The 3,724-nt window shown below is 73.8% G+C and carries 3 protein-coding genes; all 3 read left to right on the top strand.

Annotation, left to right across the window (positions count from 1 at the left end; translation table 11 throughout):
* A partial coding sequence (locus tag RMO12_RS10460; RefSeq protein WP_309639246.1) for an acyl-CoA synthetase occupies positions 1-841 on the top strand: 841 nt, incomplete at its 5' end.
* Entirely contained in the window at positions 822-1,427 is a 606-nt protein-coding gene (locus RMO12_RS10465) for a LolA-related protein (protein WP_309624138.1), read from the top strand. The genes RMO12_RS10460 and RMO12_RS10465, both read left to right, overlap by 20 nt.
* Positions 1,424-3,724: transporter (locus tag RMO12_RS10470; RefSeq protein ID WP_309639247.1), on the top strand; the 2,301-nt coding region annotated here is incomplete at its 3' end. The genes RMO12_RS10465 and RMO12_RS10470, both read left to right, overlap by 4 nt.

Genomic DNA, 3,724 nt, shown 5'->3' on the forward strand with positions numbered 1-3,724 from the left:
CGGGCGGCGCGTGGCGCGCTGGGTGCTGCATCCGGTCACGCTGTACTTCCTGCTCGCGGCCGGTGGCCCGCGGCGCCATTCGCGCCGCTACCTCGGCCGCGTGCTCGGCCGACCCGCCGGCTGGCGCGACCTCTACTGCCATTTCCACGCCTTCGCCTCGACGATTCTCGACCGCGTCTACCTGCTCGGCGGGCGCTCGGACCTGTTCGAAATCAGCGTCCACGGTGAAGCGCTGATCGACGCCACCCTGGCCGAAGGCCGCGGCGCCTTCCTGGTGGGCGCGCACCTGGGCAGTTTCGAGGCGCTGCACGCGGTCGGCCGCGACCGCACCGGCCTGCGCATCGCCATGGTCATGTACCAAGGCAACGCCCGGCTCATCAGCGCCGCGCTGCGCGCCATCGCGCCCGGGCACCGCGCCGAGATCATCGCGCTCGGCCGCGTGGATTCGATGCTCGCGATCCGCGACTGGCTCGACGGCGGTGGCCTGGCCGGCCTGCTCGCCGACCGGGCGCTGCCGGGCGAATCGCAGCGCGCCACCAGCCTGCGGCTGTCTTTTCTGGGCCGCGAGGCCGAATTCAGCGACGGGCCGTTTCGCCTCGCGGCGCTGCTGCGCCGACGCGTCATCTTCATGGCCGGGCTCTACGGCGGGGGTGCCCGCTACGATGTGCGCTTCGAGCTGCTGGCCGATTTCAGCGATCGCATCAGCGACCCGGCCGAGCGCGAGCGCCGCATCCGCGAGGCGGTAGAGGCCTATGCCGCGCGGCTCGAAGCCTGGTGCCGGGAATGGCCCTACAACTGGTTCAACTTTCATGATTTCTGGCATGAAGACACTGCGTCGTGACGTGCTCGGGCTGCTCGCTGCATGGCTGCTCGCCCCGAGCGGCGCGCCCGCGGCGGCGTTCGACCTGGCGCAGCTCATGGCGCTGTTGGCGGCCAGGAAAAGCGGCGAGGCCAACTTCAGCGAGCAGCGCTTCGTGCAAGGCCTGGACGCGCCGCTCGCCGCCAGCGGCGTGCTCGGCTTCGTCGCCCCCGACCGGCTGATGCGCCGCACCTTGCAACCCCGCGCCGAAGCCATGCTGGTCGACGGCAACACGCTCACGCTCACGCGCAATGGCCGCACGCGCAGCTTCGCGCTCGACGCCACGCCCGAAATGGTGGCGCTGGTGGAGGCGATGCGCGGCACCTTGAGCGGCAATGCGTCCACGCTCGAGCGGCACTTTCGCATTGCGCTCGACGGCGACGCGCAGCGCTGGATGCTCGAGCTCACGCCGCTCGAGGACGCGCTCGCACGCCAGGTGCTGAGCGTGCGCCTGGGTGGGCGCGCGGGCGAGCTGCTCAGCGTGGAGCTGCTGCTCACCGGCGGCGACCGCTCGGTGATGACGATCGAGCCGGTGCGCGGCGCCACTGCTGCGGCCTCGGCGCCGTGACCGGCGGCGCGCCGCACGCGCGCAGCCGGCGCGCGCCGACGCTCGCGGTGTGGCTGTGGCTCGCCGCCATGCTGCTGGGTGCCGCACTGATCGGCCGTGCGCGCTTTACCGCCGACCTGTCGGCTTTTTTGCCGGCACACCCCAACGCGCAGCAGCAGGTGCTCATCGAGCAGCTGCAAAGCGGCATCGCGGCGCGCACCCTGCTGCTCGGCATCGAGGGCGGCGACGCCACCGAGCGCGCTGCGGCGTCGCGCGCGCTCGCCAGGGCGCTGCGCGCCAGCGGCCTGTTCGAGCAAGTCCAGAACGGTGACCGCAGCGGCGACGCGGCCAGCGACGCGGATTGGCAGGCCATCGGCGACTGGGTCGTCACGCATCGCTACCAGTTGAGCCCGGCCGTCACGCCCGAGCGCTACACCGCCGCGGGCCTGCGCGACGCCATCGACGAAACGCTCTCGCTGCTTGGCACACCGGCCGGCAACGCGCTCAAGCCGCTGCTGGCGCGCGACCCGACCGGCGAGACGCAGCGCATCGCCGAATCGCTCATTGCTCCGAGCATGCCCAGGAGCGAGCAGGGCGTGTGGGTCGCGCGCACCGCGCCGCGCGCGCTGCTGCTGGCCACCACGCGCGCGGCGGGCGCTGACCTCGACGCGCAGTCCGCCGCAATCGCGCGCGCGCGCAGCGCTTTTGGCGCGCTCAGCGCGCCCGCGACACCCGCCTCGCCGCAGTTGCGGCTGCTCGCCAGCGGCCCGGGCGTGTTCGCGGCGCAAAGCCGCGCGCAGATCGAGCGCGAGGTGCGCTTGCTGGCGATCGTCGGCAGCGTGGTGATGGGCAGCTTGCTGCTGCTGGCCTTTGCCTCGCTGCGCGCACTCGCCGTGGCGATGCTGCCGGTGGCGACCGGCATCGTCGCTGGCATCGTGGCGGTGAGCCTGACCTTCGGCGCGGTCCACGGCATCACGCTCGGCTTTGGCAGCACGCTCATCGGCGAGGCGGTCGATTACGCCATTTACTTCCTGATCCAGGCGCGCGGCGCGCCCGCGTCCGCGCCGCTCGGCTCGGCGGGTGACGGCCCGCCCGTGGTGCGCGGCTGGCTGCGCTGGCGCGACGAGAACTGGCCGACCGTGCGCCTGGGCCTGCTCACTTCGGTGTGCGGCTTCGCGGCGCTGGCGTTCTCCGGCTTCCCCGGTCTCGCGCAGCTCGGCGTATTTTCGGTGGCCGGGCTCACCGGCGCGGCGCTCGCCACACGCTATGTGCTGCCGGTGCTCATGCCCGACGGCGCCAGCGGCCGCGGCGTGCTGCGTACACCGCTCGGGCGCTTGGCGGCCGAGGGCGTGCGCGTGTTGCCGCGACTTCGCGTCCCATTCCTCGTGCTCGCGGCGCTGGCGGTCGCGTCGCTCGCGCTGCAAGGCGGGCCGCTCTGGCGAGCCAACCTCGGCTCGCTGAGCCCGGTGCCGCTGGCGGCGCAGCAGCTCGATGCCCTGCTGCGCGCCGATCTCGGCGCCAGCGACGCCGGCACCTTGGTGGTCGCCAACGGCCGCGACATGCAAGCCGCACTGCGCGCCGCCGAGGCGGCCGGACAGCGCCTGGATGCGCTGGTCGAGCAGGGCCTGCTCGCCGGCTACGAGACGCCGGTGCGGCTGCTGCCGAGCGTGGCCGCGCAGCAGCGACGCCTGGCCAGCCTGCCTGAACGCGAGGCCTTGCTGGCGCGCTTGGCCGAGGCCACCGCGGGTGGGCCCCTCGCGCCCGGGCGCCTCGCGCCGTTCGTCGACGAGGTGCAGGCGGCCCGCACCGTGGCGCCGATCGAACGGGCGGCACTCGATGGTTTGCCGATCACCCCGGCCATCGACGCGCTGCTGTTCGCGCGCCGCGCCGGGGGCTACTCGGCGCTGATGCCGCTGCGGCCCACGCCCGCCTCCGGCGGGCTGGGTTCGGACGCCGCCTCCGGCGGGCTTGGTTCGGACGCCGCCTCCGGCGGGCTTGGTTCGGACGCCGCCTCCGGCGCGCCTCGTTCGGACGCGGCCCCCGGCGTGCTCGACGCCGCGCGCGTGCGCACCGCCCTGCAGGGGCTCTCGCCCACGCACGACATCCAGGTGGTCGACATCGGCCCTGAACTCGCGAGCCTGTACCGCGGCTACCTGCACGAGGCCTTCGTGCAGGTAGCACTCGGTGCGCTCGCGGTGGTGGCGCTGCTGGCGCTTTACCTGCGCTCGGCGCGGCGGCTCGTCACCGTCTGCCAGCCGCTGGCGATCGCGGTGCTGCTGACCTTGGCGGGCCTGTCGCTGGCCGGCGTGGCGCTGGGC

Source organism: Methylibium sp., from assembly GCF_031393925.1.
In the GTDB taxonomy this organism is placed as follows: domain Bacteria; phylum Pseudomonadota; class Gammaproteobacteria; order Burkholderiales; family Burkholderiaceae_C; genus Methylibium.